This is a genomic window from Burkholderia anthina (assembly GCF_902498995.1).
Classification (GTDB): Bacteria; Pseudomonadota; Gammaproteobacteria; order Burkholderiales; family Burkholderiaceae; genus Burkholderia; species Burkholderia anthina.
The window spans coordinates 54,893-79,790 of the sequence record NZ_CABVLY010000008.1 but is presented as its reverse complement, the minus strand read 5'-3'; the positions used below and the strand labels follow the sequence as shown (position 1 = coordinate 79,790).

Annotated in this window: 25 protein-coding genes; 18 read left to right on the top strand and 7 right to left on the bottom strand. The window is 67.6% G+C overall.

Going from position 1 to position 24,898, the window contains the following annotated elements; translation table 11 throughout:
• Window positions 1–42 precede the first annotated feature (42 nt).
• Together BME24068_RS12710 and BME24068_RS12705 are read left to right on the top strand one after the other, a co-directional pair.
• Window positions 43–585 carry a class I SAM-dependent methyltransferase gene (locus BME24068_RS12710; protein ID WP_096499849.1) on the top strand — a complete coding sequence of 181 codons (543 nt, stop codon included), beginning with the start codon at window positions 43–45 and terminating at the stop codon, window positions 583–585.
• Window positions 586–611: 26 nt separating this feature from the next.
• A complete protein-coding gene (locus BME24068_RS12705; protein WP_174926273.1) occupies window positions 612–1,865 on the top strand; it encodes a hypothetical protein in 1,254 nt (417 codons plus the stop codon).
• 35 nt (window positions 1,866–1,900) lie between these two features.
• Here BME24068_RS12705 and BME24068_RS12700 read toward each other — a convergent pair whose 3' ends face one another.
• Both BME24068_RS12700 and BME24068_RS12695 read right to left on the bottom strand, forming a co-directional pair.
• Complete coding sequence (locus BME24068_RS12700) at window positions 1,901–3,235, bottom strand: type II toxin-antitoxin system HipA family toxin (RefSeq protein ID WP_174926272.1); 1,335 nt, start codon at window positions 3,233–3,235, stop codon at window positions 1,901–1,903.
• Window positions 3,236–3,238: 3 nt separating this feature from the next.
• Window positions 3,239–3,487 (bottom strand): helix-turn-helix domain-containing protein, encoded by a 249-nt coding sequence (locus BME24068_RS12695; RefSeq protein WP_098552932.1) that lies wholly within the window; start codon window positions 3,485–3,487, stop codon window positions 3,239–3,241.
• Between the two features lie 255 nt (window positions 3,488–3,742).
• Between BME24068_RS12695 and sapR the strand changes: the two genes are divergently transcribed.
• The 13 genes from sapR (at window position 3,743) to BME24068_RS12630 (ending at window position 17,110) form a co-directional block, all read left to right on the top strand.
• Window positions 3,743–4,624: a sap1 transcriptional regulator SapR gene (gene sapR / locus BME24068_RS12690; protein WP_096499857.1), complete on the top strand. Its 882-nt coding sequence runs from the start codon at window positions 3,743–3,745 to the stop codon at window positions 4,622–4,624.
• A gap of 17 nt (window positions 4,625–4,641) precedes the next feature.
• Complete coding sequence (gene ddpX / locus BME24068_RS12685) at window positions 4,642–5,205, top strand: D-alanyl-D-alanine dipeptidase (RefSeq protein ID WP_174926271.1); 564 nt, start codon at window positions 4,642–4,644, stop codon at window positions 5,203–5,205.
• A 64-nt stretch (window positions 5,206–5,269) separates the two neighbouring features.
• Window positions 5,270–6,871, top strand: coding sequence for an ABC transporter substrate-binding protein (locus tag BME24068_RS12680; protein WP_174926270.1), 1,602 nt, complete (start codon window positions 5,270–5,272; stop codon window positions 6,869–6,871).
• Between the two features lie 10 nt (window positions 6,872–6,881).
• Entirely contained in the window at window positions 6,882–7,952 is a 1,071-nt protein-coding gene (locus tag BME24068_RS12675) for an ABC transporter permease (RefSeq protein ID WP_174926269.1), read from the top strand.
• A 66-nt stretch (window positions 7,953–8,018) separates the two neighbouring features.
• Window positions 8,019–8,933 (top strand): nickel transporter permease, encoded by a 915-nt coding sequence (gene nikC / locus BME24068_RS12670; protein ID WP_162826184.1) that lies wholly within the window; start codon window positions 8,019–8,021, stop codon window positions 8,931–8,933.
• Between the two features lies 1 nt (window position 8,934).
• A complete protein-coding gene (locus BME24068_RS12665; protein WP_174926268.1) occupies window positions 8,935–9,849 on the top strand; it encodes an ABC transporter ATP-binding protein in 915 nt (304 codons plus the stop codon).
• A complete protein-coding gene (locus BME24068_RS12660; protein WP_174926267.1) occupies window positions 9,846–10,607 on the top strand; it encodes an ABC transporter ATP-binding protein in 762 nt (253 codons plus the stop codon). The genes BME24068_RS12665 and BME24068_RS12660 overlap by 4 nt, the downstream gene beginning before the upstream one ends.
• Before the next feature lie 121 nt (window positions 10,608–10,728).
• Window positions 10,729–10,983: a GlsB/YeaQ/YmgE family stress response membrane protein gene (locus BME24068_RS12655; protein ID WP_174926266.1), complete on the top strand. Its 255-nt coding sequence runs from the start codon at window positions 10,729–10,731 to the stop codon at window positions 10,981–10,983.
• A 425-nt stretch (window positions 10,984–11,408) separates the two neighbouring features.
• Window positions 11,409–11,963, top strand: coding sequence for a fimbrial protein (locus tag BME24068_RS12650; RefSeq protein WP_174926265.1), 555 nt, complete (start codon window positions 11,409–11,411; stop codon window positions 11,961–11,963).
• Between the two features lie 107 nt (window positions 11,964–12,070).
• Window positions 12,071–12,814 (top strand): fimbrial biogenesis chaperone, encoded by a 744-nt coding sequence (locus BME24068_RS12645; protein ID WP_174926264.1) that lies wholly within the window; start codon window positions 12,071–12,073, stop codon window positions 12,812–12,814.
• A gap of 134 nt (window positions 12,815–12,948) precedes the next feature.
• Window positions 12,949–15,555: a fimbria/pilus outer membrane usher protein gene (locus tag BME24068_RS12640; protein WP_174926263.1), complete on the top strand. Its 2,607-nt coding sequence runs from the start codon at window positions 12,949–12,951 to the stop codon at window positions 15,553–15,555.
• A 1-nt stretch (window position 15,556) separates the two neighbouring features.
• Window positions 15,557–16,543, top strand: a complete 987-nt coding sequence (locus tag BME24068_RS12635; RefSeq protein WP_174926262.1) for a fimbrial protein — start codon at window positions 15,557–15,559, stop codon at window positions 16,541–16,543.
• Window positions 16,544–16,774: 231 nt separating this feature from the next.
• Entirely contained in the window at window positions 16,775–17,110 is a 336-nt protein-coding gene (locus BME24068_RS12630) for a hypothetical protein (protein WP_096499880.1), read from the top strand.
• Window positions 17,111–17,132: 22 nt separating this feature from the next.
• Here BME24068_RS12630 and BME24068_RS12625 read toward each other — a convergent pair whose 3' ends face one another.
• The 3 genes from BME24068_RS12625 to BME24068_RS12615 all read right to left on the bottom strand — a co-directional run bounded on the left by BME24068_RS12625 (window position 17,133) and on the right by BME24068_RS12615 (window position 20,068).
• Window positions 17,133–18,005: a LysR substrate-binding domain-containing protein gene (locus BME24068_RS12625; protein WP_174926261.1), complete on the bottom strand. Its 873-nt coding sequence runs from the start codon at window positions 18,003–18,005 to the stop codon at window positions 17,133–17,135.
• A 109-nt stretch (window positions 18,006–18,114) separates the two neighbouring features.
• Window positions 18,115–19,014 (bottom strand): class A beta-lactamase, encoded by a 900-nt coding sequence (bla, locus tag BME24068_RS12620; protein ID WP_174926260.1) that lies wholly within the window; start codon window positions 19,012–19,014, stop codon window positions 18,115–18,117.
• A gap of 217 nt (window positions 19,015–19,231) precedes the next feature.
• Window positions 19,232–20,068, bottom strand: a complete 837-nt coding sequence (locus BME24068_RS12615) for a peptidoglycan DD-metalloendopeptidase family protein (RefSeq protein WP_174926259.1) — start codon at window positions 20,066–20,068, stop codon at window positions 19,232–19,234.
• A 536-nt stretch (window positions 20,069–20,604) separates the two neighbouring features.
• Here BME24068_RS12615 and BME24068_RS12610 point away from each other — a divergent pair.
• Both BME24068_RS12610 and BME24068_RS12605 read left to right on the top strand, forming a co-directional pair.
• Window positions 20,605–21,501 (top strand): LysR family transcriptional regulator, encoded by an 897-nt coding sequence (locus BME24068_RS12610; RefSeq protein WP_174926258.1) that lies wholly within the window; start codon window positions 20,605–20,607, stop codon window positions 21,499–21,501.
• Window positions 21,502–21,550: 49 nt separating this feature from the next.
• Window positions 21,551–21,937, top strand: a complete 387-nt coding sequence (locus BME24068_RS12605) for an ester cyclase (RefSeq protein WP_174926257.1) — start codon at window positions 21,551–21,553, stop codon at window positions 21,935–21,937.
• Window positions 21,938–21,958: 21 nt separating this feature from the next.
• Here the strand turns inward: BME24068_RS12605 and BME24068_RS12600 are convergent, their stop codons facing one another.
• Together BME24068_RS12600 and BME24068_RS12595 are read right to left on the bottom strand one after the other, a co-directional pair.
• On the bottom strand, window positions 21,959–22,699 hold the full coding sequence (locus BME24068_RS12600) for a sulfite exporter TauE/SafE family protein (protein ID WP_172441861.1): 741 nt from the start codon (window positions 22,697–22,699) through the stop codon (window positions 21,959–21,961).
• Between the two features lie 128 nt (window positions 22,700–22,827).
• Window positions 22,828–23,844, bottom strand: a complete 1,017-nt coding sequence (locus BME24068_RS12595) for an aldo/keto reductase (protein ID WP_174926256.1) — start codon at window positions 23,842–23,844, stop codon at window positions 22,828–22,830.
• A 135-nt stretch (window positions 23,845–23,979) separates the two neighbouring features.
• Here BME24068_RS12595 and BME24068_RS12590 point away from each other — a divergent pair, with 135 nt between their 5' ends.
• Window positions 23,980–24,891, top strand: a complete 912-nt coding sequence (locus BME24068_RS12590) for a LysR family transcriptional regulator (protein ID WP_096499890.1) — start codon at window positions 23,980–23,982, stop codon at window positions 24,889–24,891.
• The last annotated feature ends 7 nt before the right edge of the window (window positions 24,892–24,898 follow it).

The following is a 24,898-nucleotide window of genomic DNA, read 5'->3' as shown; positions in this document are numbered from 1 at the left end:
GGCGCGTCACATTTCCAAACCGCTTCGCTCGGGGACCACACAATGCGCTCGCTACAGGAACTGCGGCTGGAGTTTCTCCAGTACAAGATCGAACCGATCGGCTGGCTCGGCGACAGCCCGTCGCGCTTCGACTTCTATACCGACACGGCCGCCGGATGCGACAGCATCCTCGAGCTGGGCGTCTTCACCGGGCTGACCACGACCGCCTTCATGCTCGCGCAGCCGAAGCGACTCGTGTCGGTCGACATCACCGACCAGTATTTCCACATCCAGGACGAGCTGAAGCACGCGGCGAAGCACCTGTCGATCGACTTCGAATTCAGGATCGCCGACGATCTCGCGATGGAGCCGCTGGCATCCGACCTGCTGTTCATCGACACCACGCATACGTACGAGCAGACGCTCGCCGAGCTGAACCGGTTCGGCCCGCTCGCGCGCAAGAAGATCGTGCTGCACGACATGACCACGTCCGGCGTGTACCAGGCCGTATTCCAGTGGCTGTGGGACAACAAGCAGTTTCACATCACGTATCACGACAGCCGCGGTTGCGGCGCGGTCGTCTGCGAACGCCACGTCGGCTACTGAGCCGGCGCGCACGACGGGGAGGCACCATGCATTCGAACGGACACGCGGTCTGCGTGGCAATCAACGACAACAACCGCGCATGGTACGAAATGCTCGTGCCGTTCCTGCTGTCGCTGCGGCAAACCGGCTACGACGGGACGGTGGCGGTCATCGGCTACGGGCTGTCGGAACACAAGCGGCGCATCCTCGAAAGCCAGTCGGTCGACGTGATCGAAGCATCGAGCGCGCATGCGCTGCCGGTCGGCCGCTTCATCGAGGCCGCCGACTATTGCGCGCGCAATCCGCGGATCACCCGACTCGCGCTGTACGACGCGGACATCTGGTTCTGCGCGCCGTCGTTCGACCTGTTCTCGCAGATCGGAGACGATCGCCTGTACGCGTGCCCCGATCCGCTCTTCTGCACGTTCGTCGTCACGCCGCTGATCGGCGAGCGGCGCGACCATCACTGGCGTCTCGTCGTCGACGAAGTCACGGCGCGCCACGGCGGTGCGCTGCAGGCCGGGCTCGTGGCCGGCACGGCCGCGGCATGGACGCGCTACGCGGCGCACCTGCGCGACTGCGTCGCGCGCATCGGCACCGACTTCCAGGAATGCTTCGGGATCGATACGACGTTCCTGCACCTGTGGGGCGCACGCGGCGAAACCGCGCTGCTCGACCCGGTGCAGAACTTCGTCAGCAAGAACGGCATTCACGAATCGTTCGACGCGCACGACGGCATCATGACGCTGCGATATCAGGGCGAACCGATCCGTGCGCTGCACATGACCGGCGACATTCGCTTCTTCGACCGCTGGCGCTACTACGCGAACCATGTCGACTCGGCGTTGCGCGACGGCGTGCCGTTCGCGCTGTCGGACGGCGCGACGGCGCCGTCCGATACGATCGTTGCCCGCATCGCGGCAACCGAGTACGTGCGCGCGGCCGGGCTGACCGTCACCGCCGCTGCGCTCGAGGCAAGCGCGGGCGCCTACCTGCAGGCGATCGACGAACCGGGCGGCACGATGCTGGTCGGCAGCGGCAATCACGAGATCGTGTTCACGGCGACGCGCGACATCGAGCGGCTGAACGTGTACATCACGCATCCGTCCGGCTCGCCGTCGCCGCTGCGGTGCGAAGTGCTGATCGACGGACACGCGCAGCGCAAAGGCACCGAACTGATGGCGCATTTCTGGTATCGGATCGTGGCCGGCACCGTCATCACGCTGCGCTCGACGAGCCTCGGCGGCCAGCAGTGCAATGCGATCTGGCGGCTGCGCGAAGCGCCGGACATGCAGCAGTGAAAGACGGGCGTGGTGTCGGGCGCGCGCGCCGGACATCACGTGCGCGGCATGTCGTCGAGACGCTGCGCGGCAAAGCGCAATCCGCCCAGAATGCGCTCGGCGATCCGCGCCGGAAACCCGGCGGGCAACGCCGCGCCGACCGACTCGATCACCTGCGGCGTCGCCGCGACCAGCCGGTCGACGATCGGCGTCGCGATATCGCCGAGCAGGCATTGTTCAGCCATCGCGGTAAAGTGCCGACGCGTGATGTCGCGCATCGCATAGTGCTTGCGCCTGCCGTGCACGGCCATCGCGAGCTTCGCCTTGTGCCACGACCACTGATTCGCACCGTCGCCTTCGACCGGCCAGATCGACATCACGTCGTAGAGCGGCGTGAGGCGGAAACGTCCGCCCGGCAGCAGGCGCAGGCTGAAGTTCTTCGCATGCCCGTCCGGCGCGGCGAGCATCCAGAACACGACGAGCGCGCTGAACAATGTATCGAGATCCGGCTGCGCAGCCTCGGATCGACGCAGGATGGCGGCCAGATCCGGCACGCCCGGGCCGCCCTGCGATTCGTATTTCAAATGCGGCGGCACGCCGAGCGCCTGACAGAAGTCCTCTTGCGGCAAGCGCAACAACCAGCCGCCGTCACGATGCGGCACGCGATCGAAACGCTCGACCGACAGCACCTTGTGTTCGCCGAAATGCACGATTTCGGCACGAGCCGTCGGCAAACCGTACGCGCGCAGGATCGCCAGACACAGCCATTCATTCTCGACGGATGCCGTAAGATCTGCGCGCTTGTTGCCAACCAGCCCGAGCGGTAGCTTGAGAATATGCGTCGTCGGCGTCGCGCCATGCGGGCGCATCCATCGTCCCGCGTGAAACAGCAGCGCGGTCTTTTCCTGCGCGCCGGCCAGCGACAGGCGGAAATCGTCGTCGTCCTCGGCACCTGCCGCCACCCCGCTCGCCTGATCGAGCGCGCGCGCCACCTCGTCGTCGGACAACGGCGTACCGTCGATCCGGTCATGGCCGGCCGGTGTTTCATCCTCGCCGAGCAACTGCACCGCGCCGACACAATCCCGTCCGAGCGCGGCGAGCAGATCGAACGGCTCGATCGTCGCCGTGCCGAACCGGGACGCAAGCCGGCGACGGATGGCATCGCTGTCGGGCAGCAGATTGTCGAAGTAGTGATTCACGCGCGCGCCGCGCAACGGCGCGTCGCCGACCCCGAACGGTAGCGACAGCGACAGCGGACGCCCGACATCGGACTGCTTCCAGCCGGTGTCGTACAACAGTTCCATGTCGCCGCGCGCGGGAATCCGCCATGTTCCAACCCGCCGGCCGTTGGCCCAGATCGACAGTGCGCGGGTGTGCGATTTACGTCCCACCGCTCACCACTCGACGTCGGCAGCGTCGCGCCCGTCCTTCGTTCGGATGCTGAGTTCGAGGCCGTACAGCGCGGTCAATTCGAGCAGTTGGCGAAGCGACAGGCTTTCGGTGCGCATGCTCTCGAGCGACGACAGGCGCGACTGGCCGACGCCGATGCGCATCGCCGCCTCGGCTTGCGTCAGCCCCTTGGCCTGACGCGCGGACGACAGGATTTCACCCAGTTGACCGGGAGTATTGACGATAAGATTCACGGTATGGGTCCAGTAGGTAATCAATGCAGTATATCTCTGACAGACATAAATGCAAATTATTCCTGTCAGAGATAAATGCAAAATATGCCTGACAGACATAATTGTCGCTGCCGCATCGCATGATCCTGTCGTTGAACATACCCGCCAACCTATCACCCTCCGCCAAACCATAGTTTTTATCTGCTGGCGCAGATGATTTTGGCTTTGTTAGATGGATGACACCGATTCATCCGATGACAACGATCTAACAGCCCGATGACCTGCGCGTTCGCCCATACCGTCGAATCCCGCTTTGCCGAGCTGACGCCGACCGCGAAGCGCATCGCGAGCTACATGCTCGCGAACCTCGACCGGCTCGGACTCGAAACGGCCGACCAGATCGCGCAACAGACCGGCACCAGCGGCATCTCGGTCGGACGCTTCCTGCGCAGCGTCGGCTACCGGAACCTCGACGACCTGAAACGCGAACTGCGCGGCGGCAGCGACCGTCCGTGGATGATCACCGATCGTCTCGACGAATATCGGCGCACGACCGGCACGCTCGCGAGCGCCGCCGACAACATCCACGGCGACGGCACGCTCGCGTCGTCGCTCGAGCGCGAACTCGAGGCGATCCGTCACGTGTACCGGCTCGCCGAAGAACCGGTGTTCGCGCAGGTCGCGGACCGGATCGCGCAGGCCGACGCGGTGTTCATCCTCGGCATCCAGTCGACCCGCGGTATCAGCAATGCGTTCAGCAGTTATCTCGAATATCTGCGCCCGCGCGTGTTCTATTCCGACGGGCAATCGGGCTCGTACGTCGATTCGCTGAATTCCGAGTTCGAGCGGCCGTACTGCATCGTCACCGATACGCGCGCGTATTCGCGCAGCGCGCGCCGCTATTGCCAGGCGGCCGCCGAGCGCGGGCAGCCGTTCGCGCTGGTCACCGACCTCTACTGCCCGTGGGCGCGCGAATGGCCGGCCGACCTGTTGCAGGTGAAGACCGACGTCGGCCAGTTCTGGGATTCGCTCGCGCCGCTCACCTGCCTGTTCAACCTGCTGATCACCGCCGTGGTCGACCGCCTCGGCCCCGCGATCGACCGACGTGTCGCGCGCAACCGCGAACTGCAGCACACGTTCGACCAATTCGAATCCTGAGCGAACCCGGACCGCCGATGACCCATCACCGCCTCGTCGAAATCACGCCCGCGACGCATCGCGTCGACATCGATCTCGTCTATGCGACCGAGCGCAACCTGACCGGCAAGCCGATCTACCGCCACGCCCATTGCCTGCTGCTCGAACCGGCCGAAGCCGCGCTGCGCCGCGCGGTCGGCGTCGCCGCGCAGGCCGGCTTCACGCTGCGCATCTACGACGCATACCGGCCGCCGCAGGCGCAGCAGATGCTATGGGATTTCCTGCCCGATCCGAACTTCGTCGCCGATCTCGGCCGCGGCTCGAATCACAGCCGCGGCACCGCGCTCGACCTGACGCTGGTGGGCGCTGACGGCGAACCGCTCGACATGGGCACCGGTTTCGACGAGATGGTGGCCGCATCGGGCCATTTCCACGCGGGGCTGCCCGACGCCGTGCAACGCAACCGCCTGCTGCTGCTCGGCGTGATGCACGCGGCCGGCTTCGCGCATATCGACAGCGAGTGGTGGCACTACGAGCTGCCCGGCTCGCGCGCGCTGCCGCAGATCGACAACGCGGCGAGCGGCCCGTGGCGCCTGATGTAACGACGATGCACGCCCCCTTCACCGTTCACGTACAACGACTTCAACGACCACTGGAGAAGCGCACATGAAACCCCTGACCTCCCGGCTCGTCGCGGCGCTGGCCGCCGCGTCCGTTCTCGCCGCCGCCCCGCTTTCCGCCGCGCACGCGGAAACGCCGAAGGACATGTTCGTGATGGCCACGCTGCTCGACGAGTTCACGACGCTCGATCCGGGCGAGATCTACGAACTGGTGCCGGAGGAATACGTCGCGAACACGTACGACCGGCTCGTGCGCGTCGACCTGCGCGATCCGTCGAAATTCAACGGCGACGTCGCGCAGTCGTGGACGGTGAGCCCCGACGGGCTGACGTACACGTTCAAGCTGCGCCCGGGCCTGAAGTTCCACTCGGGCAATCCGCTGACGGCCGACGACGTCGCATGGTCGATCCAGCGCGCGGTGCTGCTCGACAAGGGCCCGGCTGCCGTGCTGACCGGCATCGGCCTCACGAAGGCGAACGTCGCCGCGAACGTGAAGAAGCTCGACGACCTGACGGTGTCGGTCACGACCGACCACAAATACGCGCCGACCTTCGTGCTGAACGTGCTCGGCTCGTGGCCCGCGTCGGTGGTCGACAGGAAGCTGCTGCTGTCGCACCAGCAGGGCAACGACTTCGGCAACGCATGGCTGAAGACCAACGAGGCCGGCTCCGGCGCGTACAAGCTCGTCAAGTGGACCGCCGGCGACAGCATCGTGCTGCAGCGTTTCGACGGCTACCGGCTGCCGCTCGCGATGAAACGCATCGTGCTGCGCCACGTGCCCGAAGCGGCAAGCCAGCGCCTGCTGCTGGAGAACGGCGATGTCGACGCCGCGCGCGACCTGAGCCCCGACGATCTCGCCTCGGTCGTGAAATCCGGCAAGGCGAAGGTCACGGCGTCGCCGCAGGCGACGCTGCTGTACCTCGGGCTGAACACGAAGAACCCGACGCTCGCGAAGCCCGACGTGCAGGAAGCGCTGAAGTGGCTGGTCGACTATTCGGGCATCCAGGCCAACGTCGTGAAGACGACCTACAAGGTGCACCAGACCTTCCTGCCCGAAGGCTTCCTCGGCACGCTGAATGCGAATCCGTACAAGCTCGACGTCGCGAAGGCGAAGGCGCTGCTCGCGAAGGCCGGCGTGCCCAACGGCTTTTCGGTGACGATGGACGTGCGCAACGACTATCCGTACACGGAGATCGCGCAGGCCGTGCAGGCGAACTTCGCGCAAGCCGGCGTCAAGGTGCAGCTGATTCCGGGCGACAACAAGCAGACGCTCGCGAAATACCGCGCGCGCCAGCACGACATCTATATCGGCGAATGGTCGGCCGACTACATCGACCCGCACAGCAACGCGCAGGGTTTTGCCTGGAACCCCGACAACTCCGACAAGTCGAGCTATAAAATGCTGGCCTGGCGCAACAGCTGGGACATCCCGCAACTGACGAAGGAAACCGACACCGCGCTCGCCGAACCGACGGCCGCGAAGCGCGCGCAGCTGTATCAGGCGATGCAGAAGGAAATGCTCGCGCGCTCGCCGTTCGTGATCATGTTCGAGAAAGTCGCGCAGGTCGCGACGCGGCCCGGCGTGAGCGGGCTCGAAGTCGGACCGATCAACGATCTCGTGTCGTACCGCAACCTGAAGAAGCAATAAGATTCACCGCATGTCGACTCCCGCCTCCTCCCTCGAAGCGCTGCGCACGCTGCCCGCGCGGCGCCCGGCCGTACGCTGGGCGCTGCGCGTGCTGCGCTGGGTGCTCACGCTCGCCGTCACGTTCGCGGGCCTGCTCGCGCTGACGTTCGTGATCGGCCGCAAGGTGCCGATCGATCCCGTGCTCGCGATCCTCGGCGATCGTGCGTCGGCCGAGGCGTACGCGGCCGAACGCATCGCGCTCGGCCTAGACAAGCCGCTCGTCACGCAATTCCTGATTTACGCGCGCGACGTGCTGCACGGCAATCTCGGCATGTCGCTGCTGACGTCGAACCCGGTGCTCGACGACATCAGGCGCGTGTTCCCGGCCACGCTCGAACTCGCGTCGATCGCGACCCTGATCGGCATCGCGATCGGCGTGCCGCTCGGCGTCGTGGCCGCGGTCAAGCACAACCGGCCGATCGACCACGTCGCGCGCTTCGTCGGGCTGATCGGCAATTCCGTGCCGGTGTTCTGGCTCGGGCTGATGGGGCTGCTGCTGTTCTATGCGCGGCTGCACTGGGTCGCCGGCCCCGGCCGGCTCGACCCCGCGTACGACGGGATGGTCGACACGCACACCGGCAGCCTGCTGATCGACTCGGCGCTCGCCGGCGAGTGGGACGTGTTCCGCAACGCGGTGTCGCATATCGCGCTGCCGGCCGCGATCCTCGGCTACTACTCGGTGGCCTACCTGAGCCGGATGACCCGCTCGTTCATGCTCGACCAACTGAGCCAGGAATACATCGTCACCGCGCGCGCGAAGGGCATGTCCGAGCGCCGCGTGATCTGGCGGCACGCGTTCGGCAACATCGCGGTGCCGCTGCTGACCGTGATCGCCCTCACCTACAGCAACCTGCTCGAAGGGTCCGTGCTGACCGAGATCGTGTTCGCCTGGCCGGGGATCGGCTCGTACCTGACGGGCGCGCTGCTGAACGCCGACATGAACGCGGTGCTCGGCGCGACGCTCGTGATCGGCGCGATGTTCATCACCGTCAACCTGCTGACCGACGCGCTATACCGCGTGTTCGATCCGCGCGCACGCTGAGGGGCCCTTCGACATGACCGTTTCCATCGTTCTTCTTTCATCGTCCATGCCGAAGGTCGCCCAATCGTGAATGCCGAGCGTCTCACGCTGCGTGCGTGGCTTCTCTCCGATGCGCCCGCATCGCGCTCGCAGGCCGCGTTCGGCCTCGCGTATCGCCGCTGGCGCCGTTTCGCCGTCAATCCGCTCAACCTGTTCGGGCTCGCGATCCTGGTCGCGCTGATCGTCGTCGCGATCGTCGGCCCGCTGATCATGCCGCACGATCCGCTGCACCAGGTGCTGCCCGACCGCCTGCTGCCGCCCGGCTCGCCGTCGCACTGGCTCGGCACCGACCAGCTCGGCCGCGACATCCTCTCCCGGATGATCGCCGGCTCGCGGCTCACGCTCGGCATCGCGCTGCTCGTCGTCGTGATCGTCGTGCCGATCGGCCTGCTGATCGGCACCACGGCCGGCTATTGCGGCGGCTTCGTCGACAGCGTGCTGATGCGCTTCACCGACATCGCGCTCGCGTTCCCGAAGATCGTGCTCGCGCTCGCGTTCGCCGCTGCGCTCGGGCCGGGCGTGATCAACGCGGTCGTCGCGATCTCGATCACCGCGTGGCCCGCGTATGCGCGGCTCGCACGCGCGGAGACGATCCGCATCGCGCAGGCCGACTACATTCACGCGGCGCGGCTGCAAGGCGCGTCGGGCCCGCGCATCCTGCTGCGCTACATCATGCCGCTCTGCATGTCGTCGGTGATCGTGCGCGCGACGCTCGACATGGCCGGCATCATCCTGACCGTCGCGGGCCTGGGTTTCCTCGGCCTCGGCGCGCAGCCGCCCAGCCCCGAATGGGGCTTCATGGTCGCGTCGGGCCGCAACGTGCTGCTCGACGCGTGGTGGGTCGCGACGCTGCCCGGCGTGGCGATCCTGCTCGTCAGTCTCGCGTTCAACCTGCTCGGCGACGGGCTGCGCGACGTCTTCGATCCCCGCCATGGAGCGTGACATGCCCGTGAATTCCGTCCATGCATCCGCGCCGCTTTGCGAGATCGACGGCCTGAAGATCGGCTTTCGCCGGCACGACGGCGTCGTCACCGACGCGGTGCGCGACCTGTCGCTGACGCTCGCGCCCGGCGAACGGCTCGGCATCGTCGGCGAATCCGGCTCCGGCAAATCGCTGACGGGCCGCGCGCTGCTCGGGCTGCTGCCCGAAGCCGCGCGCTGGTCGGCGCGCACGATGCGCTTCGCGGGCCACGACCTGCTCGCGCTGTCGCCGCGCGAGCGCCGCCGCCTGTGCGGCAGCCAGATGGGCATGATCCTGCAGGACCCGAAGTATTCGCTGAACCCGGTCATGAGCGTCGCGAAGCAGATGGGCGAAGCGTTCCGCCTGCACGAGCCGGGGCTGCGCGGCCGCGCGTTGCGCGAGCGGATCGTCGATGCGCTCGCGGCCGTGCAGATTCGCGATCCGGCGCGTGTCGCCGATGCGTACCCGCACGAACTGTCCGGCGGCATGGGCCAGCGCGTGATGATCGCGATGATGGTGTCGACCGGCCCGCGCCTCCTGATCGCGGACGAACCGACGTCCGCGCTCGACGTCGCGGTATCGATGCAGGTGCTCGCGGTGCTCGACGCGATGATCGCGCGGCACGGCACGGGCCTGATGTTCATCAGCCACGACCTGCCGCTCGTGATGTCGTTCTGCGATCGCGTCGCGGTGATGTATGCGGGCCGCGTGGTCGAGACCTGCGCCGCGCGCGACCTGCGCCACGCGACGCATCCCTATACGCGCGGGCTGCTCGCGGCGAATCCGCCGCTCGCGAACCCGCCCGACGAATTGCCGGTGCTGCGGCGCGATCCGGCGTGGCTCGACGCCGCGCCGCCCGCAGCCGCGCCGGCCAAACCGCAGGAGGCCGCACGATGATCGACGTCGATCACGTCTCGATCCGTTTTCCGACCCGCACGGGCCATGTCGACGCCGTGCGCGATGCGAGCTTCGCGGTGCGCGACGGCGAAGTGTTCGGGCTCGTCGGCGAGTCGGGCTCGGGCAAGTCGACGCTGCTGCGCGCGCTGACGGGCCTCGTGCCGCTCGCGGGCGGCAGCCTGTCGATCGACGGCCGGCCGGTCGGCGGCACGCTCGAGCGCGCGTTTCGCCGCCACGTGCAGATGGTGTTCCAGGATCCGTACGCGTCGCTGCATCCGCGCTTCACGGTCGACCAGACGCTGCGCGAGCCGCTGTCGATCCATCGGATCGACGACGCCGACGCGCGCATCGCCCGCGCGCTGTCCGAAGTCGGGCTCGGCCCGACGTTCCGCTTCCGCTACCCGCACCAATTGTCGGGCGGCCAGCGCCAGCGTGTCGCGATCGCACGCGCGCTGATCGTCGAGCCGCGCGTGCTGCTGCTCGACGAGCCGACCTCCGCGCTCGACGTGTCGGTGCAGGCGGAGATCCTGAACCTGCTGCGCCGCCTGCATCGCGAACGCAACCTGACGATGATTCTCGTCAGCCACAACCTCGCGGTGATCGGCTTCCTGTGCCAGCGCGTCGCGGTGATGCAGCACGGCGAGATCGTCGAGCAACTGCGCATCGAGGACGTGCGCGCCGGACAGGTCGCACGCGACTACACGCGCACGCTGCTGCGCGCGACCGAAGGCTACCGCCGGCTCGATCCGGTTTCCTGACATTTGCATGACGCACGGGCGTGCGATACTCCGCACGCGTCGCACCGGATCGCTGTACCACGGAACCCTCGTGCGCCGCACGAGTCCACTTCCTTTCGTCAACAACTCTAGGGAGGCGTTCATGCTGCAATTCATCGAAACCCTGGTGGTCGGGCTCATCGTCGGCCTCCTCGCACGCGCACTCAAGCCCGGCGACGACAAGATGGGCATCCTGATGACCATCGTGCTCGGCGTCGTCGGCTCGCTCGTCGCGGGCTACATCGGCCGCGCCGCCGGCTGGTACGCACCGGGCCAGGGCGCCGGCTGGATCGCATCGATCATCGGCGCGATCGTGCTGCTCGTCATCGTCGGCGCGGTGCGCAAGCGCGCAGGCTGACCTCGCCACTCGCTCTCGTCGCAACGGCCGCTCGTCATCGAGCGGCCGTTTTCGTTTCAGGCGGCGCCGTTTCTCGCGACGCGCGCCACGCGCCGCAGCACGCTTAGCGACCTTCCCGATCAGGTCGTCCGCCGTTCGACCGCCATCGAACGACACCGCCTCCGCGTACGGATGCCCACGTCATCCGCGGATTGCGCTCACCACCGGCCTCAAGCCCCCGCTTCGCATCCCGCACGCCGTCCGCTTCCCCCCGAACTGCGCATTGCCCGCACGCGCAACCATCGTTTCGTACTCGTCCCATATGAAGATCGATCGAGTTCGTTCTCGTTCTATTAATCAAATCGCCCAAATATTACAAAATACTTTCGGACGCACGACTTCACCTACGCGGATGCGTCCCAACTTCCTTTGATGGAGACCCAACCATGAAGAAATTCACCCATCGCGCAAGCATCGCTTCCCTGCTCCTGCTGTCCGCCGGCTTCCTCGCCGCGACGTCCGCCCATGCAGCCGACGGCCAGGTTTCGTTCTACGGCAAGATCGTCCCGACGACCTGTTCCGTCGACGACGACGATCTCGGCATCGGCCTGCCGCCGGTGAGCGCGAACGCACTGCCGGAAGTCGGCAGCGTGGCCGGCCGCACGCCGTTCTCGCTGTCGCTCAGCGGTTGCACGGTCGGCGACGGCAATCCGGCGACGGTCGCGGTGCTGTTCGAGAACAGCGGCAACGTCGACGCCGCATCGGGCCGCCTGAACCTGGACCAGGGCGACAACGCCGCCAGCGGCGTCCAGCTCAACGTGCTCGATTCGGACATGAACCGCATTCCGCTCGGCGCTCAAACGGGCGCGAACACGAAGTCCGTCGACATCGCCGCCGACGGCACCGCGAAGATCGACTACTTCACCGAGTACTACGCGGAAGGCGACGTCAAGGCAGGCGATGCACGCTCGCGCATCGAATATTCGCTGATGTACAACTAAGCCCGCTCGGGCACCCGGCCCGGCGCCGGGTGCCCGCGGCACGTCCCCCCGCCCGCGCGATGCGATCCTGGCGCGGGCGGCCTCTCCCTCCACTACGCAACATGCCCATGAAATGGTTGAAACGCATTCCTCTGACGGCTGTCGCCGCCGTGTTGTGCACGATGCAGGCGCAAGCCGGCGTCGTGATCTCCGGTACGCGCGTGGTATTCCCCGGTAACGAAGACGAAGTCACCGTCCAGCTGACGAACGACGCGAAGCGTCCGGCGCTGGTGCAGGCGTGGCTCGACGACGGCGATCGTCACGCGTCGCCCGAAACAGTCGACGTGCCGTTCACACTCACGCCCGCGATGTTCCGGATGGAGCCTGGCAACGGGCAAACCCTGCGCCTGATCCACACCGGCGAGGCGCTACCCGCCGACCGCGAATCGCTGTTCTGGCTGAACGTGCTCGATATTCCGCCGCAGGCCGACGAAGCCGATTCGCGTAACCGCATTCAACTGGCCGTGCGCTCGCGCATCAAGGTCATGTACCGTCCTGCCGCGCTGCAGGGCAATGCAAGCGATGCGCCGAAGCAGCTTGCCTGGCGCGTGGTCCGGGCGGACAACGGCCAGTCCGCGCTGGAAGCCGTCAATCCGACGCCGTTCGTCGTCAACTTCGGCACCGTCCGGCTGAAATCGGGCGGCGGCAAATACGAAGCGGGTGCCGGCTATGTGCTGCCCCGTGCAACCGCCCGCTTCCCGCTCCAGAACTTCGCCGGCACGCCCGGCGCCGATGCGACGGTCGAGTTCGGCGGCATCAACGACTGGGGCGCGACGAAGGACATCGAGCTTCCGCTGTCGCCCACCCGCTGACGCCGCCCTCCGGGCGTCTCGCGCGCCCCCGCTTCGCCGGCCGAACGTAATGCGCCGGCATCCGATACGCCCCTGAACGCCATGCGCTGCACAACACGCGGTGCAGGATCCCTCTCGTCCAATCAGTTCTGCGAATGAAATTAACTCGACATTCTCGCGCTGTCGCGGCCGACATGCCGCGCCCCCGACCGATCCATCTGCTGGTGATGTGCAGCATCGCCGCATGGATCGGCGACGGCCACGCGCAGATGTCGTCGACCGATCGACCGGCCGCCGCACCGGTCGGCTCGGTCCGGTTCGATGCGGGCTTTCTCGCGAACCGGGTCGGCAAGGGCTTCGACATCGCCCGCTTCGAACAGCGCAACGTCACGCCGCCCGGCGTCTACAGCGTCGATCTGTGGATCGGCGCCGCACCGGCCGGCCGGCATCGCGTCACGTTCCGCACGGTGCCCGGCTTCGCCGATGCGCAGCCGTGCTTCAGCGGCGAGCAGCTCAAGCGGATCGGCATCGACTTCCGCAAGCTGCCGTCCGACATCGTCGAACTGCTCGCGGCGCCCGACGCATGCATGCGCGTCGACCAGGCGATCCCGGAGGCGAGCGCGACGTTCGATTTCACGCGGCAGACGCTGACGCTCGGCATCCCGCAGGCGTCGCTCGAACGCCAGGCGCGCGGGTATGTCGACCCCGGGCAATGGAGCGCCGGCGTACCGATCGGCATGCTCGGCTACAACCTGAACGTCTATACGTCGAAACACGGGGCGGTCGCCCGCACGCACGGCTATCTCGGCCTGAACGGCGGACTGAACGTCGGCAACTGGCATCTGCGGCACGACGGCTCGTATTCGTGGTCGTCGCAAGGCGAGCGACGCTATCAGAACCTGTCGACCTACGTGCAGCGCGACCTGCCGGCACTGTCGTCGCAACTGGTGATCGGCGAAACCTACACGTCCGGCGAGTTGTTCGATTCGACGCAGTTTCGCGGCGTGCGGCTCGCGACGGACGACCGGATGCTGCCCGACTCGCTGCGCGGCTATGCGCCGGTCGTGCGCGGCATCGCCAACAGCAATGCGACGGTCCGGGTTCGCCAGAACGGCACGACGATCTACGAAACGACGGTGGCGCCCGGCAACTTCGAGATCGACGACCTCTACCCGACCGGCTATGGCGGCGACCTCGACGTGTCCGTCACGGAAGCGGACGGCTCCGTGCATACGTTCTCGGTCCCGTATGCGGCGGTGCCGCTGTCGCTGCGGCCCGGCATCCACCGCTACAGCTTCGTCGCGGGTACGGTGCGCGATGCGCGCGACGCCCGTCATCCGCTGTTCGCGCAGGCCACCTACCAGCGCGGCCTGACCGACACGATCACCGCATACGGCGGCGCCACGCTCGCGGCCGGCTACCTGTCGGCGATGCTCGGCGGCGTGCTGAACACGCCGGTCGGCGCGATCGGCGCGGACGTGACGCATGCAACCACCACGATTCCGGGCGCCGGCCGGCGCAGCGGCTCGAGCGTGCGCGTCAGCTACGCGAAGTCCTTCGTCCCCACCGGCACGGATATCTCGCTGGCCGCCTATCGCTACTCGACGGGCGGCTATTTCGGCCTCAACGATGCCATGCAGGTGCGCGATGCCGCGCGCGACGGCCGCCCGACCGACTCGATCCGGCGCCACCGTCACCGCGCGTCGCTGACGCTCGCGCAACGCCTCGGCGAAAAAGGCGGCCGCCTCAACGCGACGGCCTCGGTCGCCAGCTACTGGAACAGCCCCGGCTCCGACCTGCAATACTCGGTTGCATACAGCAACAGCTACCGGAACGTGTCGTACAGCCTGTCCGCGACACGGCAACGCGGCACCCGCGGCGATGCGAACACGCTCTATTACGCGAGCGTCACGGTGCCGTTCGGCAAGATGCGGCCGGCCACGCTGTCCACCAACGTCGCGCGCGACTCGCAGGGCCGCACGCGCATGCAGTCGACGCTGTCGGGCACGCACGGCGCCGACAACGCGCTGTCGTACGGTGTCAACGTCGACCACGCGGCAGGCAACGGCCCCGCGGCGACGGGCGGCGGCGCGAACATCACGTATCGCTCGCGCGCAGCCGAGTTCAGTGCGAGCGTCGGCGCCGGCTCCGACTACCGGCAAGGATCGATCGGCATGCGCGGCGCGATGGTCGCGCACGGCGGCGGCCTGACGTTCTCGCAACCGCTGTCCGAGACGTTCGCGATCGTCGAGGCACCGGGCGCGGCGGGCGCGCGCGTCACGAACGCGTCCGGCGTACGCATCGACCGTCGCGGCTATGCAATCGTCCCGCACCTGACGCCGTACAGCCTCAACACGATCACGATCGACCCGAAAGGCACGTCGATGGACGTCGACATGAAGGAAACGAGCCGGCAGATCGCACCGCGCGCGGGCGCGGTGCCGCTCGTCCGGTTCGCGACCGAGACAGGCCGCGCGGCACTGATTCGCGCGCGCCTGGACGACGGCCGGCCGCTGCCGTTCGGCGCGGCGGTCCACGACGAAGCCGGCCGCGAAGTCGGCGTCGTCGGCCAGGCCAGCAAGATTCTCGCGCGCGGGCTCGCCGAGGCCGGCACGCTGACCGTGCGCTGGGGTGATGACGGCACGGCCTGCCGCATCGCCTACGCGCTGTCCGTACGCGAACGCGGCGCCGCGTCCGCGCGCATCCGGCAGATCGACGGCGTCTGTGCCGCCGTGCCGACTACCGCATCACAAGGATCCTGACATGTCCACTTCGCTGATTCCGCGGCCTTCGCCGTGCTCCACGCTGGCCCGGCCTTCGCATGCGCCAGTCGCGCACGGCCGGTCCTGGCGGGCCGTCGCCGCCGCATCGCTGCTGGCCGGTTGCGCGTTCGCGTCACCGCACGCCGCCGCGACCGTGCTCCATGCGTTCGGCCAGGGTTCGATCGCCATTCCGTCGAATACGGCAACCGGAACGGTCGTCGCGCGCCAGTACTACACCCCGACGCAACTGTGCGGCAACGATACGTGCGAGATCGTGCGCGTGTCGCTGTATGCGAACGGGCAACCGTCTGCGCAGGCTGCCGGCCCGGACCTCGAAACGAATGTGCCCGGCCTGTCGACGCGTCTGCTCGTCGATGGCCGCCCGGTCACATCGTCGACGTTGGCCACGCTGCGCGGCACGGCCGAGATCCAGCTGTTCCGCGACAGCCGCACGCCACGGGACACCACGCCCGATGCGGGCATGACGCAGTACTACGAGATCGTGTACCGGTCGGGCGCCGCCGAAGCCACGGCAGCCATCCATCTGTCCGCGCAAACCGGCTTCATCAACGGGACGTGCTCGGTACCGGACCAGACCGTCACACTGCCGACCGTTTCGCAAAACACGTTCCACGGCGTCGGCTCGACGGCCGGCTCGACCGATTTCCTGTTGCGGCTGAATCAGTGCCCCGCCGGCTACAACCGGATCGGCTATCAGCTGTCGCCGGTCGATGGCTTCGTCGCAGGCACGAACGGCACGCTGGCGTTGCGCCCGGATTCGACCGCGGCCGGCATCGGCGTGCAGGTCAGCGACGGCGCGACGGGCAACCCGTTGCAGTTGCAACGGTCGTACGCGGTCGCGGGTTACGACACGCGCACCGGCGGCTCGCCGGCGATTCCGCTGCGTGCCGCGTACGTGCAGACCGGTTCGACGATCGTCGGCGGCTCGGTGCATGCCGCGGCGCAAGTGCTGCTCGACTATCAATGACACCGCGCGCCACGACAGCCTGTCGCCCCCGGTATTCACCCGCATTGCGATCGCACGGATTCGTCATATATTGAAGCGGGTAATCGCCGTACGATTGCCCGATCCAGACTATTCGAGATGTTCCATTCAAGAGGTTCGATGAAGTTGCCGTTTACGCACTCAGCATCGCAGCGTTGACGGACTGCCATTCGAGCGGCCCCGCTGCGACGCGCTTCCTCTCTGGAGCCCGTCATGAAGCATCGCCTGTTTGCCGCCTCGTTCGCCCTGGCTGCCGCGCTTCTGGCCTCGTCCCCTTCATTTGCCGCCGGCACGTCCGGCATCATTCACTTCACCGGCATGATCGTCGAGCCGCCGTGCGCGTTCGCGCTCGATACGGCCGACGCCGCGCAGGCGCGCGTGCGCCCCGACTGCCCGCGCCCGGCGAGCGGGCAAGTTGCGTTCGTCGACGCGGCGAGCCTGCGTACGATCAAGACCACGACCTTTACGCAGGCCTCGCGCGCAATCGTTTTACCTGACCGCCCGGGCAACCTTCATGCACCGATGATCGCCGTCGTGACTTACCAGTGAAACGCGCCGGCGATGCCGCACGTCAGTCGCGATGGGCGGCGATCCAGTCGCTGAACGCGCGGATCTTCTGCTGGCTGGCGATGTTCTCGGGATAGACGAAGAAGTAGCGTGCGCCCGTTTCGAGCACGATGTCGAAGGGCCGCTCGAGCCGGCGTGCGCTGACATCGTCGTCGACCAGCGTCACGTCGCCGATCGCCACGCCGAAGCCCTGCATCGCCGCGTTGGTCGCGAGATCGAGCGTGTCGAAGGTCGGCCCGCGCTCCGCATCGACCGCGCGCTCGCCCGCGTGTTCGAGCCACGCGCGCCAGTCGCGATGGTCGCGCGTCGGATGCAGCAGCGTATGGCGCGCGAGATCGCCGACCGCATTGAGCGGCGACGCTTGCCGCAGTTCGGGCGCGCATACCGGCGTCAGCCGTTCGCCGAACAGCGGCAGCGCGAATACGCCCGCGCCCGGCGACATGCCGTAGACGATCGCCGCATCGAACGGCTCGGTCGAGAAATCGACGACGTGCTGCCACGCGGTCGTGATCTGCACGTGGAGATCGGGATGTTCGCCCTGGAAGCGCATGATGCGCGGCAGCATCCAGCGCATCACGCAGGTCGGCACCTTCAGCGCGAGATCGGTGCGCTGCCGCGTGAGCTTCATCGAGATGTCCTCGATCCGTGCGAAGCTTTCGTCGACCACCGGCAGCAATTGCTCGCCCTCCGCCGTCAGCGTGAGGCCCTTCGCATGGCGCTTGAACAGCGGAAAACCGTAATGCGCCTCGAGCGTCTGGATCTGCCGGCTCACCGCGCCCTGCGTGAGGCACAGCTGCTCGGCCGCGCGCGTGAAGCTGCGGTGGCGGGCCACCGTCGAGAAGATCTGCAACGCGTGCAGGGGCGGAAGTCGGCGCATGACGAAGCGGGTAAACGGAGAGCCGCGCGAAAAACCGCGCGCCGGCACCGGCGCGCGCTGTCCGACACGATAAGCCAAACGCCGGCTTTGCGCGAGGTGTGCCGCGCGCTCAGGCCGCCGGGATGAGCGCGCGCGATGCGATGCGCGCGGCCGACGCGACGACGTCCGCACGCGCGGCCGCATCGGCACGCGGCTGCGTGAACGAGATGGCCATCACGATCGGCGCGCGCGACGGCGGCCAGACCACCGCCACGTCGGTCGTCGTGCCGTAGCCGCCGCTGCCGGCCTTGTCCGCGATGCGCCAGCCGGACGGCACGCCGGCCGCGATCCCGGTCGCGCCGCGCGCGCCGCCGGCCAGCCACTCCGTCAATTGCGCGCGCTGCGGCTCGCCCAGCGTGTCGCCGAGCAGCAGGCGCTTCATCATGTCGACCATCGCGACCGGCGTCGACGTATCGCGCACGTCGTGCGGCGCGGCCTCGTTCAGCTCGGGTTCCCAGCGGTCGAGGCGGAACGTGGTGTCGCCGCTCTCGTGCGCGAACGCGGTCACGGCCTGCGGGCCGCCGAGCACGTTCATCAGCAGGTTGCCCGCGCCCTTGTCGCCCGACTGCAGCATCGCGACGCACAGCTGCGCGATCGTCATCCCCGTGTCGACGTGGCTTTCCGTCACCGGCGAGCCGGCCACGACGTCGTAGCGGCGATACAGGATGCGGCGCGGCAGCAGCGATGCGTCGAGCGCGCCGCGCGCGAGTATCGCGGCGGCGGCGGAAACCGCATAGGTACCGCACAGCGGGAAGCGCTCGCGTGCGTGATATGCGATGCGCGTGCCGTTCGACGTATCGAGCACGGCGACGCCGAGCCGGCCGTTCGAGGCTTTTTCGAGCGTGGCGAGATCGGCTTGCGCGGCGTGGGCGCGCCCCTGGTCGGCCACGGGCGCCGACGAGCACGCGGCGACGAACGGTACGGCGACGGCGGCGAGCAACAGCGAGCGGCGTGTCGGAGAGTGTTCCATGAATGTGTGGTGTTCTGTCGGAAACGGTGGCACGAAGCAACGCAGGCGCGCAACAGGACAACACACCGATGCGCGCCGGTTCACGCCGACGGCCGGCTCGCGGCGGCATTGGCCGCGCATCCCCGAAAGACGTCCGCCTGCCCCCGATGAACGGGGTCGCATGAACAGGTTCTAGCGTAGCAGCGAGTGCGCCCGCGTTCCAGCGGTGCGACGCACGTCAGCCTTGCGACGACGGCAAGTACGACATCGGATTGACCGGCTTGCCGTCACGCCGCACCTCGAACAGCAGCGCGACGCGCGAGTTGTCGAGGTCGCCCATCTCGGCGATTTCGTCGCCCTGGTGCACGATGTCGCCGGTCTTCACCAGCAGCTTGCGGTTGTGCGCATACGCCGTCAGAAAATCCGCGTTGTGCTGGACGATGATCAGGCTGCCGTAATCGTTCAGGCCCGTGCCGGCATACATCACGCGTCCGTCGGCCGCCGCCCGAACCGGGTCGCCGGACCGCCCGGCGATCTGGATGCCACGGTTCTGCCCGGGCCGGAACACGTCGACGATCCGCCCTTGCGCGGGCCACGTGAGCGCAACCGCCCCCGCGTGCCGCTTCGTTTCCTTCACGACCTGCCGGTCGCTCGCGGCCGACGCATCGCCGGCGGCAGCGGCCTGCTGCGTGCTGTCGGTCGAACCCGGCGCCTGCAACGGTTGCGGCCGGACGATACGCAGCACCTGCCCCGTGCGCAGCGTGCTGCGCGCGTCGAGCTTGTTCCAGGTGCGCAACTCCGCCACGCTGCAGTCGTTCGACGACGCGATGCCCGACAGCGTGTCGCCGCGCTTCACGACGTACTTCTGCGCGACGAGGATCGGCGCCTGCGCTGGCGCGGCCGGTGCGGCCGGTACGGCAACCGACGGCGTCGCGGCGGACGGGCTCGGCGGCGCCGAACCCGCCAGCGTGTCGCTCGGCGGAACGGACTGCGTGCTTGCACAACCGGCCATGACGAGCACGGCGGCCAGGCCCGACAACCACGCCGCCTTGCGGTAAATCTCGTGCTGTTTCATGGACGATCGACTCCGGTTTGACAATCTTTCAAGCATCTCAAAAACGGACCGACCGACGTGTAACCGGATGCAAACAATGATGACAAACGATCACGAACCCGGCATCGGTGCAGATTTATTGCCGGAAATACGATTTGATTTGGAATAATTTCTCCGCCTTCGCGCTACCACGCGAAGGAAATTTCCCGATGCGCGATTATTTCGAATGGCTTTCAACAAACGATCGAGCGCGCGGGTCGGCGGAACAGCCAACGCCGCCCGCCCGGCTCAGCGCAGCCAGTCCACCAGTTCGGCGCACGCCCACGCGACGCCGATGCACAGGAACAGCAGGTGCAACGCGATCTTGAACGACACCACCCACGACGAATCGCCCCGCATGACAGTCTCCCCCGGTTGATATGCGGCCATGATCCGGGATCGATCGTGCCCCGAAAATGCGGAACCGGCGAACGGGGCCTCAAGCGCAGCCTGAGACCGCGGCTGCGGTTCCTGCTAACTTATCGGCCATTCCAATCCTTACGCGCCCCCACCCGACCATGCGCTTCGACCTGACCGACCTGCGGCTCTTCCTGAACATCTGCGAGGCCGGCACGATCACGAGCGGCGCCGAGCGCACCCACATCACGCTGCAGGCCGCGAGCGAGCGCATTCGCGGGATGGAGGACGAGCTCGGCGTGCCGCTGCTGCACCGGACCAAGTCGGGCGCGCAGCCGACCGACGCCGGCCTCGCGCTCGAACACCACGCGCGCACCGTGCTGCAGCAGATCGACCACATGCGCGGCGAACTGCAGCAATACGGCCAGGGGCTGCGCGGGCACATCCGGCTGCTGTGCAACACGGCATCGCTGAGCGAGTACCTGCCCGACGCGCTCGCCGCGTATCTGCCGCATCACCCGAAACTGTCGATCAGCGTCGAGGAGCGCTCGAGCCAGGAGATCGTGCATGCGATCCGCAACAAGACGGCCGAAATCGGGATCGTCGCGGATTCGGTCGGGCTCGGCGGGCTGGAACAGAAGCCGTTCCGCGAGGACTGGCTGATCGTCGTCGTGCCGGCCGCGCATGCGCTCGCCACGCGCGACGAGGTCGCGTTCGACGAGATCGCCGATGCGGATTTCATCGGGCTGACCGACGGCAGCGCGCTGCAGGTCCATCTCGCGGATCAGGCACGCGCGCTCGGCAAGCGGATCCGCTACCGTGTGCAGTTGAAGAGTTTCGACGCGATCTGCCGCGTGATCGAAAGCGGCGTGGGAATCGGCATCGTGTCGCGCCATGCGGCCGAGCGGGCGATGCAGACGATGGACGTGCGGCTCGTCGAGCTGTCCGACTCGTGGGGCCACCGCAAGCTGACGCTCTGCGCGCGATCGTTCGACGCCCTGCCGAAATACACGCAGGCGTTCGTCGCGTTCCTGTCGGGCGAGACCGCGTCGCGGTAACGCGCACCGTATCCCGCGCCCCCAAATCGATACCTACGGAGGCATGACCATGGCAGCAACCGATCTCGCTACCCGCTACCGTGCGTATATCGACTGCCTGAACCGGCAGGACTGGGCGGCGCTCGGCGAGCACGTCGCCGACAACGTGATCCACAACGACCGGCCGCTCGGGCTATCCGGTTATCGCGCGCTGCTGGAGCAGGATTTTCGCGACATCCCGGATCTGCACTTCGACATCCGGCTGCTGGTATGCGAACCGCCACGCGTCGCGTGCCGGCTTCGCTTCGCGTGTTCGCCGAAGGGGACGTTCATGGGGCTCGCCGTCGACGGCACGCGCGTCACGTTCGCCGAGAACGTGATCTACGAGTTTCACGACGGCAAGATCCGGCAGGTGTGGTCGGTGATCGACAAGGCGGCGATCGAAGCGCAACTGTGACGACGCCGGCCGGCGCGACGCTCAGCGCAGCCCCGACGCGGCCATGTATGCGCCGAGCGCGATCATCCCGGCGAAGAAACAGCGCTTGAACGCCTTCTCGCTCATCACGCGGCGTGCATACTGGCCGCCGATCATCCCCGCGAGCGCCGGCACGAGCGCCAGCGCCGATACGCCGAGATCGACCGTCTGCAGTGCGCCCGTCACGCGCAGCTGCAGGCCGAGCGCGATCGTCGACGCGGTAAACGACAGCCCGAGCGCCTGGATCAGGTCGTCCTTCGACAGGCGCAGCGCCTGCAGGTACGGCACGGCCGGCACGACGAACACGCCGGTCGCGGCCGTCACGACGCCGGTCAGGTAGCCGACCACCGCCGACAGCCATTTTTCGTGACGCCCCGGCGCGGGCAGCCGCGCGGCGGCGAGCCCCCAGCAGCCGTACGCGACCAGCACGACGCCGAGCGCCGCGTGCGTCCACGCGTTGCCGGCCGCGAGCGCGGGCAGGCCGCCCGTCAGCGTGCCGATCGTCAGCCCGACGAGCAGCGGCCACAGACGACGCAACAGCGGCCCGAACGACGGCCCGAGCCACAGCTGCCATACGTTGGTGATGAACGACGGCACGAGCAGCAGGCTCGCGGCCGCCGACGGCGGCATCGCGAGCGTGAGCAGCCCCATCGCGATCGTCGGCAGCCCGAGGCCGATCATCCCCTTGACCGCGCCGGCCAGGAGAAAGACCAGCACGATGATCGTCAGCGTATGAATGTGCATGAATGGCATTCCGTCCGGTTGAATACGGCGCCGATGGTGAACCACCGTCGCGCCGCCGGCCATCTGGTTTTGCCTGAGGCTGGCTCGGGCCCGTCAGGCGAGCCCCGTCATCCGGCCAGCCGCGTCGTTCATGCGCCGTGCGCCGGCCCCCGGCCCTGCTCGCTGTCGAGGTGCGCCATCTGCGCGGCCGGATAACGCTCGCCGGCAGCCGCCCCGGCGGGAACCGCCGCTTCGATGCGGGCGAGATCACTGACCGTTAGTTGCAATTTAGACGCCTGCAGCGCGTCCTGCAGCTGGGTGCGCTTGCGTGCGCCGATCAGCGGCACGATGTCGTCGCCGCGCGACAGCGCCCAGGCGATCGCGATCTGCGCGGGATTGCCGCCCTTCTCGCCGGCGATCGCGCGCAGCGCGTCGACCAGCGCGAGGTTGTGCGCGAGATTCTCGCCCTGGAAGCGCGGGCTGGCCGCGCGGAAATCGCGCTCGCCCTGCCGTGCCGCGCTCCAGCCGCCGCCGAGCAGCCCGCGCGACAGCACGCCGTACGCGGTCACGCCGATCCCCAGTTCGCGACAGGTCGGCAGGATGTCCGCCTCGATCCCGCGCGACAGCAGCGAGTACTCGATCTGCAGGTCGGCGATCGGCGCGACGGCCGCCGCGCGGCGGATCGTGTCGGCGCCGAGTTCCGACAGACCGATATGGCGCACGTAGCCGGCCTTCACGAGATCGGCGATCGCGCCGACCGTCTCCTCGATCGGCACGGCCGGATCGACGCGCGCGGGCCGGTAGATGTCGATATGGTCGGTGCCGAGGCGCTTCAGCGAATACGCGACGAAATTCCGGATCGCCGCGGGCCGCGCGTCGTAGCCGGTGAACGCGCCGGCCGGATCGCGCAGCGCGCCGAACTTCACGCTGATCAGCACCTGGTCGCGGGTCCGGCCGCGCAGCGCATCGCGAATCAGCATTTCGTTGTCGCCCATCCCGTAGAAGTCGCCCGTATCGAGCAACGTGATCCCGTTGTCGAGCGCCGCGTGCAGCGTCGCGATGCTTTCGTCGCGATCCGCCGGCCCGTAGAAATCCGACATCCCCATGCAGCCGAGTGCAATCGCCGAAACCTGCGGGCCCGTGCGGCCCAGTTGACGCTTGTCCATGTCCGTTTCCTTGCAGTGGTGAGTGAATGAACCGGATTCTGGGCGCATTGCCGCGCGCGATAAACACGAAACGCCCAACCAAATCATTCGACGCTGATTAACAATGGAGCCTCTGCCCATTTCCCAACGCCCCGCATGGATCATCTGCAAGCAATGCGCATCTTTGCGCGCGTCGCCCACCTCGGCAGCTTCACGAAAGCGGCCGAGCAGTTGCAATTGCCGCGCCCGACGGTGAGCAATGCCGTCCAGTATCTGGAAAAACACCTGAGGGTGCGCCTGCTGCAGCGGACCACCCGGCGCGTCGCGCTGACCGTCGAAGGTGCGACCTACTACGAGCGCTGCACGCGGTTGCTCGCCGATCTCGACGATGCCGAGACGCTATTCGACGAAGCCGGCGCGGCGCAGCGCGGCCTGATCCGCGTCGACCTGCCCGAGCGCTTCGCACTGAACGAAGTAATCCCGGCGCTGCCGGATTTCCACGCGCGCTATCCCGACCTGCGCGTCGTGCTGAGCACGTCCGACCGCTTCGTCGATCTCGTCGCCGACGGGATCGACTGCGCGGTGCGGGTCGGCGTGCTGTCCGACACGTCGCTCGTCGCGCGGCGCATCGGCGAGATGGCGCAGATCAATTGCGCGTCGCCCGGCTATCTCGCGCAATACGGCACGCCGCGCTCGCCGGACGATTTGCCCGACCACGTCGCGGTCGGCTATTTCTCGAACCGCACGGGCCGCGAGCTGGACTGGGAATATGCGGATATGGATTCGGGCGAGCTGCATACGGTGAAGATGCGCAGCGTCGTCGCGGTCAACAGCTCGCAAGCGTATCTCGCGTGCTGCGTCGCGGGCCTCGGGCTGATCCAGGCGCCGCGCGACGGGCTCGCGCCGCTCATCGAAGACGGTTCGCTGGTCGAGGTGCTGCCGGAATGGCATGCCGCGCCGCTGCCGGTGTCGGTCGTGTTTCCGCACGGCCGCCATCTGGCGCCGCGCGTGCGGATCTTCGTCGACTGGCTCGCGCAAACGCTCGGCGACACGCACCGGGCGTCATGACGGCATC

What these genes read in the sequence shown, in the direction of transcription:
- BME24068_RS12675 (WP_174926269.1), top strand. Translation starts at nt 6,882, where the DNA reads ATGTCGACTCCCGCCTCCTCCCTCGAAGCGCTGCGCACGCTGCCCGCG.
- BME24068_RS12650 (WP_174926265.1), top strand. Translation starts at nt 11,409, where the DNA reads ATGAAGAAATTCACCCATCGCGCAAGCATCGCTTCCCTGCTCCTGCTG.
- BME24068_RS12625 (WP_174926261.1), bottom strand. Translation starts at nt 18,005, where the DNA reads ATGCGCCGACTTCCGCCCCTGCACGCGTTGCAGATCTTCTCGACGGTG.
- bla (WP_174926260.1), bottom strand. Translation starts at nt 19,014, where the DNA reads ATGGAACACTCTCCGACACGCCGCTCGCTGTTGCTCGCCGCCGTCGCC.
- BME24068_RS12605 (WP_174926257.1), top strand. Translation starts at nt 21,551, where the DNA reads ATGGCAGCAACCGATCTCGCTACCCGCTACCGTGCGTATATCGACTGC.
- ddpX (WP_174926271.1), top strand. Translation starts at nt 4,642, where the DNA reads ATGACCCATCACCGCCTCGTCGAAATCACGCCCGCGACGCATCGCGTC.
- BME24068_RS12665 (WP_174926268.1), top strand. Translation starts at nt 8,935, where the DNA reads ATGCCCGTGAATTCCGTCCATGCATCCGCGCCGCTTTGCGAGATCGAC.
- BME24068_RS12615 (WP_174926259.1), bottom strand. Translation starts at nt 20,068, where the DNA reads ATGAAACAGCACGAGATTTACCGCAAGGCGGCGTGGTTGTCGGGCCTG.
- BME24068_RS12630 (WP_096499880.1), top strand. Translation starts at nt 16,775, where the DNA reads ATGAAGCATCGCCTGTTTGCCGCCTCGTTCGCCCTGGCTGCCGCGCTT.
- BME24068_RS12660 (WP_174926267.1), top strand. Translation starts at nt 9,846, where the DNA reads ATGATCGACGTCGATCACGTCTCGATCCGTTTTCCGACCCGCACGGGC.
- BME24068_RS12645 (WP_174926264.1), top strand. Translation starts at nt 12,071, where the DNA reads ATGAAATGGTTGAAACGCATTCCTCTGACGGCTGTCGCCGCCGTGTTG.
- BME24068_RS12710 (WP_096499849.1), top strand. Translation starts at nt 43, where the DNA reads ATGCGCTCGCTACAGGAACTGCGGCTGGAGTTTCTCCAGTACAAGATC.
- BME24068_RS12590 (WP_096499890.1), top strand. Translation starts at nt 23,980, where the DNA reads ATGGATCATCTGCAAGCAATGCGCATCTTTGCGCGCGTCGCCCACCTC.
- BME24068_RS12640 (WP_174926263.1), top strand. Translation starts at nt 12,949, where the DNA reads ATGAAATTAACTCGACATTCTCGCGCTGTCGCGGCCGACATGCCGCGC.
- BME24068_RS12705 (WP_174926273.1), top strand. Translation starts at nt 612, where the DNA reads ATGCATTCGAACGGACACGCGGTCTGCGTGGCAATCAACGACAACAAC.
- BME24068_RS12600 (WP_172441861.1), bottom strand. Translation starts at nt 22,699, where the DNA reads ATGCACATTCATACGCTGACGATCATCGTGCTGGTCTTTCTCCTGGCC.
- sapR (WP_096499857.1), top strand. Translation starts at nt 3,743, where the DNA reads ATGACCTGCGCGTTCGCCCATACCGTCGAATCCCGCTTTGCCGAGCTG.
- BME24068_RS12655 (WP_174926266.1), top strand. Translation starts at nt 10,729, where the DNA reads ATGCTGCAATTCATCGAAACCCTGGTGGTCGGGCTCATCGTCGGCCTC.
- BME24068_RS12610 (WP_174926258.1), top strand. Translation starts at nt 20,605, where the DNA reads ATGCGCTTCGACCTGACCGACCTGCGGCTCTTCCTGAACATCTGCGAG.
- BME24068_RS12680 (WP_174926270.1), top strand. Translation starts at nt 5,270, where the DNA reads ATGAAACCCCTGACCTCCCGGCTCGTCGCGGCGCTGGCCGCCGCGTCC.
- BME24068_RS12635 (WP_174926262.1), top strand. Translation starts at nt 15,557, where the DNA reads ATGTCCACTTCGCTGATTCCGCGGCCTTCGCCGTGCTCCACGCTGGCC.
- BME24068_RS12595 (WP_174926256.1), bottom strand. Translation starts at nt 23,844, where the DNA reads ATGGACAAGCGTCAACTGGGCCGCACGGGCCCGCAGGTTTCGGCGATT.